6 protein-coding genes are annotated in these 6,017 nt (G+C 36.4%); 5 read left to right on the top strand and 1 reads right to left on the bottom strand.

Annotated features, from left to right (window positions below; all coding sequences use genetic code 11):
- Positions 1–96 precede the first annotated feature (96 nt).
- Positions 97–1,269, bottom strand: a complete 1,173-nt coding sequence (locus tag WOCAOBSORBRA_RS05235; protein WP_010962676.1) for an NADH-quinone oxidoreductase subunit D — start codon at positions 1,267–1,269, stop codon at positions 97–99.
- Positions 1,270–1,544: 275 nt separating this feature from the next.
- Between WOCAOBSORBRA_RS05235 and WOCAOBSORBRA_RS05240 the strand changes: the two genes are divergently transcribed.
- The 5 genes from WOCAOBSORBRA_RS05240 (at position 1,545) to folD (ending at position 5,805) form a co-directional block, all read left to right on the top strand.
- Positions 1,545–2,723, top strand: coding sequence for an aspartate aminotransferase family protein (locus tag WOCAOBSORBRA_RS05240; protein ID WP_174516075.1), 1,179 nt, complete (start codon positions 1,545–1,547; stop codon positions 2,721–2,723).
- 88 nt (positions 2,724–2,811) lie between these two features.
- Positions 2,812–4,095: an HlyC/CorC family transporter gene (locus tag WOCAOBSORBRA_RS05245; protein WP_007549013.1), complete on the top strand. Its 1,284-nt coding sequence runs from the start codon at positions 2,812–2,814 to the stop codon at positions 4,093–4,095.
- A gap of 13 nt (positions 4,096–4,108) precedes the next feature.
- Positions 4,109–4,375 carry a DUF2312 domain-containing protein gene (locus WOCAOBSORBRA_RS05250; protein WP_010082293.1) on the top strand — a complete coding sequence of 89 codons (267 nt, stop codon included), beginning with the start codon at positions 4,109–4,111 and terminating at the stop codon, positions 4,373–4,375.
- A complete protein-coding gene (locus tag WOCAOBSORBRA_RS05255) occupies positions 4,368–4,943 on the top strand; it encodes a UbiX family flavin prenyltransferase (protein ID WP_038249916.1) in 576 nt (191 codons plus the stop codon). Before WOCAOBSORBRA_RS05250 ends, WOCAOBSORBRA_RS05255 begins: the two co-directional genes overlap by 8 nt.
- The gene (gene folD / locus WOCAOBSORBRA_RS05260) at positions 4,927–5,805 is read left to right on the top strand and encodes a bifunctional methylenetetrahydrofolate dehydrogenase/methenyltetrahydrofolate cyclohydrolase FolD (RefSeq protein WP_155968464.1); all 879 of its coding nucleotides are present in this window, start codon (positions 4,927–4,929) and stop codon (positions 5,803–5,805) included. The genes WOCAOBSORBRA_RS05255 and folD overlap by 17 nt, the downstream gene beginning before the upstream one ends.
- Positions 5,806–6,017: the final 212 nt, after the last annotated feature.

Below are 6,017 nucleotides of genomic sequence, written 5' to 3' on the forward strand. Positions count from 1 at the left end.
GATAATTTAATGGTAAAAGTTTTAGAGAGAAATTTTATACACTATCGCTGATATTTTTCCTTAAGTTGACGCCATTGCCTGAACGGGTACCAATGATTACCTATCAATCTCACCAAAAACTATATCGAGTGAGCCAATAATTGCTGCAACGTCAGCAAGCATGTGTCCTTTTGCCATAAAGTCTAAGGCTTGTAAATGCGCAAAGCCAGGTGCTCTTATTCGGCACCTATAAGGTCTATTGGTACCATCTGAAACTATATACACTCCAAACTCACCTTTTGGTGCCTCAACAACTGCGTAAGCCTCACCTTCTGGTACGTGATATCCTTCTGAATAGAGCTTAAAATGGTGAATCAGAGCTTCCATAGATTTTTTCATCTCTGCTCTTGACGGTGGAGAAATTTTTCTATCTTCAGTTTTTATTTGCCCTTCAGGCATTTTCTCTATGCACTGCTTCACCAAACTGATAGATTGCCTAATCTCTGCCATTCTAACTAGATAACGGTCATAACAGTCGCCATTTTGGCCGATCGGTATATCAAAATCTAGTTGATCATATATCTCATATGGCTGGCTTTTTCGCAAATCCCAAGCAAGCCCAGCAGCGCGCAACATTGGGCCACTAAAGCCCCAATCAAGTGCCTGTTTAATTGATATTTCACTAATTCCTACAGTGCGTTGCTTCCATATCCTATTTTCTGTTAAAAGTTCATCAACATCGTCTATATATTTTGGAAATTGCTCTATAAACTTTGCAATATCCTCAATCAAATCTTCTGGAACATCTGCTGCAATTCCACCTGGCCTGATGTAAGCTGCGTGAAACCTTGCACCTGAAGCTCTTTCGTAAAATTCCAGTATTTTTTCTCTTTCTTCAAAGAGCCATAAAAGAGGGGTCATTGCTCCAACATCAAGTGCTTGAGAAGAAACGTTCAGTAAATGATTTAGTATTCTCGTCAGTTCACAAAACAAGACACGTAAATACTTTGCCCTAATTGGCACTTCACATTGCAACAATTTCTCCACACAAAGTGAATATGCATGCTCTTGTGACATTGGTGATACGTAATCAAGGCGATCAAAATAAGGCAAAGCTTGAAGATACGTTTTATGTTCTATTAATTTTTCAGTACCGCGGTGCAAAAGCCCAATATGGGGATCTGCCCTCTCGATCACTTCACCATCCATCTCTAAAACAAGACGCAACACTCCATGTGCAGCTGGGTGCTGAGGTCCAAAATTTAACATCATTGTCTTTAGATCGGGCATGTCCAGTAGTTTAAGATATTAAAATTGTATAGGCTAAAGTGCGCTCAAAGTCAATAAACTTCTTGCATAGGCTACAACTATCATTCAATAGAAACAAAAACTTTTACAATGGCTAATAAGTGTTGGTAAAACCAAGTCACTTTAGCTATAGAATGACAAAAAAGGTTTGCATTAGCCAAATTTTTAGTTGAAGTAGCATAAGAGGTTAAAGGAAAAGCTTTGTGTTAATGGATTCATTTCAGGTATAGTATAGATAATACCACAATACTTATAAAATGGATCATGTTGTTAATGCGTATAATAGACTTGACACTCCTATAGTCAGGGGAGAAGGGGCATATCTTTTTGATAAAGATGGTAAAAAATATTTAGATTTTGCTGCAGGTATTTCTACAACTTCTTTAGGGCATTGTCATCCATACATTACAGATAAGCTGAAAGAGCAATCGAGCTCATTATGGCACTGCTCTAACATTTTCACTATTCCCGAGCAAGAAAGGCTTGCCGAGCGTTTAACAACCCTGACTTTTGCAGATAAAGTTTTTTTCTGCTCAAGTGGGCTTGAAGCAACAGAAGCTGCAATTAAGTTTATTCGTCGTTACTTTTATTCAAAAGGGCAAGCAAAACGTAATCGTATTATTACAATTGAAGGAGGCTTTCATGGCCGCAGTATTGGTGCAATTTCTGCTGGAGGCAATGAAAAATCACGCGAAGGTTTTGCTCCGCTCCTTTCTGGTTTTGATAAAGTGCCAAGAAATGACATTAAAGCATTAGAAGAAAAAATCAACAATGAAATAGCTGCTGTATTTTTAGAGCCCATACAAAGCGAAGGTGGAGTATATCCACTAGACGTAGAATATCTTCAAAAAGTAAGGGAAATAACAAAAGCTCAAGGAATAATTTTGTGCTTTGATGAAGTGCAGTGCGGATATGGACGCATCGGTTCTTTATTTCATTATCAAAATGTCGGCATTGAACCTGATATGCTAACCTGTGCGAAGGCTATGGGTAACGGTTTTCCTGTAGCTGCATGTTTAGTGAAAGATTATATAGCAGAAGCAATTACTCCAGGAACTCATGGATCAACCTATGGTGGCAATCCACTTGCCATGACTGTTGGTAATGCAGTGCTCGATATAATGCTAAAAGAAGACTTTTTTGATCATGTTAAAAGAATTAGTAAATATTTAAAAGAAAAGCTGTTGCTTTTAGCTAAAGAATTTCCTGAGATGATTTTAGAAGTTCGTGGAGAAGGGTTACTAATGGGAATAGAACTAGCAACTCTTGTAGCTGATAAAATTATTAGTCGATCTCTTGATAAAGGTTTAATAATAACTAGGGTTTTAAACAACAAAGTAGTAAGGGTAACCCCACCACTTATCATTGAGGATGAGCATGTGAACGCAGCGTGTAATATGCTTTATGATTTGTTTTTTAAGATTAAAGGTATATAAAATTCGGCAATATAAATTCAGGCTTGCAAATGCCTCTCATAACATGTAAAATTAATTTTATTTTTTATCACAATAACATCGTACTTTAATGGATTGGTTATTGGTCTTAGTATCATCAGCAATTTTTGTTTTGTTAGTTTTATCGTTTTTGTTCTCAGGAGCAGAAATAGGCTTAACCTCAATTAGCCGTTCTCGAGTTAATAAGCTAAAGCTAGACGGTAACAAAAAAGCCAGGGTAATAGATCGCTTATTAAATAGGAAAGAATTGACAATAGGAACGGTATTGCTCGGCAATACAATTATTAATATTACTTGCTCTGCTTTATTTACAGCAATATTTATCAATCTTTTTGGAAATGAGGGCATTCTCCTATCAACAATTATAATGACATTTTGTATTTTATTGTTCTGCGAAGTTCTACCAAAAACTTATGCTATTCAAAATCCTGAAAAATTTGCATCATTTTCTGCTTATTTTGTATTGTTTTTTGTAAAGATTTTTTCTCCATTGACACTAGGTATTCAATTTATTGTTAACCTCATCCTAAAATTATGTGGGCTGCATAAAGATAAGGAAGTGATATCTGCAGCGGATGCAATGCGTAATATGATTACTCTTCACCGCAGTGAAGGAACTATGTTGCAACAGGATTTAGATATGCTAAGCAGCATACTTGATTTGGCTGAGACAGAGATATCACAAATTATGACCCATAGAAGAAACCTATTTTCTCTTGATATAGATCGGAATAAAGAAGAGTTAATAAGAGAGATTTTAACCAGCAGTCACAGTAGAGTACCTTTATGGCAGAAGGAACCAGATAACATTGTAGGTGTAATTCACGTGAAAGCTCTAATAAATGCTTTGCGTGAAAAGAATAATAAAGCGGAAGAAGTTGACATTACCCAAGTTATGTCAAGGCCTTGGTTCATACCAGAAAGTACACCGCTCAGCGTGCAACTTCACAACTTCCGTAAGAACAGGAAACACCTTGCATTTGTTATTGATGAGTATGGAGCACTGCAGGGAATTGTAACTCTTGAGGATATACTGGAAGAAATAGTTGGAGAAATTTCGGATGAACATGATTTGATTACGGAGAATTTTATAAAGAAAATATCTGATAATATGTATCACATAGAAGGAAAATCTACTATTAGGGACATTAACAGGCAGTTATACTGGAATCTCCCTGATGAAGAAGCTACAACTCTAGCAGGTATGATTGTGAATGAAATAGAGCGCATTCCTGACGAAGGCGAGGAGTTTTCCATGTATGGTTTTCGCTTTAAGATTTTAAAAAAAGATAAAAATATTATTACTGTTGTTGAAGTGCAAGTAAAAACTGGTAATATTAGTGGCAGCAATTAATTAGTGGAGTTTCATGGAAGATACAGTAAAAATAACGGCTGAAGAGTTGAAGGGTTACATAGAGAGAATCGAAAAACTTGAACAAGAAAAGAGGGATGTGCAAGATCACATTCGTGATGTATATGCAAAAGCCGCAGATGAAGGTTGGGATATAAAAGTGATGAAACAAATTATTAGGCTGAGGAAGATGGATGATGATGACAGAGAGGAACAAGAAATATTGCTTGATACCTATAAACGTGCATTGGGAATGAGCTACGAAGAAGAGTTAAGTGAATAGCAGAATTGTAATTGGAATAAGTGGAGCATCTGGTTCTATTTACGGTGTGCGTATTTTAGAAGCGTTGAAAGACGTCGATTATGAAACTCATTTAGTGATAAGTCGTGCTGGGAAAATAACTTTAGCTCACGAGATTAAAGAAAAACTTGAAGATATTACATCGCTTGCAGATTTTTACTATTCTGAAGAAAAGATTGGAGAAAAAATAGCAAGCGGCTCATTTAAAACCTCAGGGATGATTGTAGCACCATGCTCTATGAAGACAATGTCTGAAATCGCATCAGGTGTTACTTCCAATCTATTGACAAGGACTGCAGATGTAACGCTAAAAGAAAGAAGAAAGTTAGTTCTTATGGTGCGAGAGTCACCACTGCATCTTGGGCATTTACAAAATATGTTAAAATTAACGGAGATGGGAGCAATTATTGCTCCACCAGTGCCTGCTTTTTATATTAAACCGAAATCGTTGGATGATATTATTAATCATTCTGTTGGCAAAGTATTGGATTTATTTGATATCAAATTACCCGACTTTAAGGAGTGGCAAGGAAGTGACAATTATTATTGATGGTAAAAAAATAGCAAACGACCTATGTGAGAGGCTATCACAAAAAATTGATATTTTAAAGAGAGAGTATAACATTTTTCCTTGCCTGAAAGTAATTCTCGTGGGCAGCAATCCAGCAAGTCAGGTTTATGTTCGCAACAAACAGAAAAAAGCAGAATCAATAGGCATAAGTTCTGAGACCATTGTTTTGCCTGATAATATTTCAGAAGATGAATTAATTGAAAAAATCAATGAATTAAATGAAGATCCATCTGTGCATGGCATTTTAGTGCAATTGCCTTTACCAAATCATATTAGTGCAAGCAGAGTAATTAACACAGTAAGTGTTGAAAAAGATGTAGATGGCTTTCATGATGAAAACGTTGGCAAATTAGTTAAAGGTGAAAAAAACTGCCTTATACCTTGCACTCCTAAAGGTTCTTTGCATTTAATTAAGTCAATTGAAGAGAACCTTTCCGGTAAAAACGCAGTGGTAATTGGTAGGTCAAATATCGTGGGCAAGCCAATGTTTTACCTGCTATTGCAAGAAAACTGCACTGTCACCATCTTGCATTCACAAAGCAAGGATTTAGCTGAATATTGCTCTAAAGCGGATATAGTAGTTGCAGCAGTCGGAAAGCCAAATTTTGTTCAAGCAGACTGGATAAAGAAAGGTGCAATAGTGATCGATGTTGGCATAAATAGCGTTAACGTAGGAAAGCTTGTAGGTGATGTTGACTTTGAGGGAATAAAAGGGAAAGCCAAAGCTATGACCCCAGTACCCGGGGGCGTTGGCCCAATGACCATTGCATTTCTAATGATGAACACTGTTATTGCTGCTTGCTTGCAAAAGGGAGTTGATGCTTCTGATTTCATTAGTTGAGGTATGAAGAGGAAAGCTATATGAAGATAGAATGTACCATATCACAATTAATAAAAAATTGAGATTTTTGAAATTCCTCAGTAGTCAAATTTATTAAATATTTAGGATCATCATCTATTCTTTTTTCTCTACAAGTATAGCTAAAGTGGCTTAGGTTTACCTACAATTTGAAAAACAACAAATTCGTCATTCCGCTACTCGTTAGCGGAATC

The sequence above is a fragment of the Wolbachia endosymbiont of Cardiocondyla obscurior genome (assembly GCF_902713635.1).
GTDB lineage: Bacteria > Pseudomonadota > Alphaproteobacteria > Rickettsiales > Anaplasmataceae > Wolbachia > Wolbachia pipientis.

Coding starts and splice junctions, on each gene's coding strand:
- WOCAOBSORBRA_RS05235 (WP_010962676.1), bottom strand. CDS start 1,269: ATGCCCGATCTAAAGACAATGATGTTAAATTTTGGACCTCAGCACCCA.
- WOCAOBSORBRA_RS05240 (WP_174516075.1), top strand. CDS start 1,545: ATGGATCATGTTGTTAATGCGTATAATAGACTTGACACTCCTATAGTC.
- WOCAOBSORBRA_RS05245 (WP_007549013.1), top strand. CDS start 2,812: ATGGATTGGTTATTGGTCTTAGTATCATCAGCAATTTTTGTTTTGTTA.
- WOCAOBSORBRA_RS05250 (WP_010082293.1), top strand. CDS start 4,109: ATGGAAGATACAGTAAAAATAACGGCTGAAGAGTTGAAGGGTTACATA.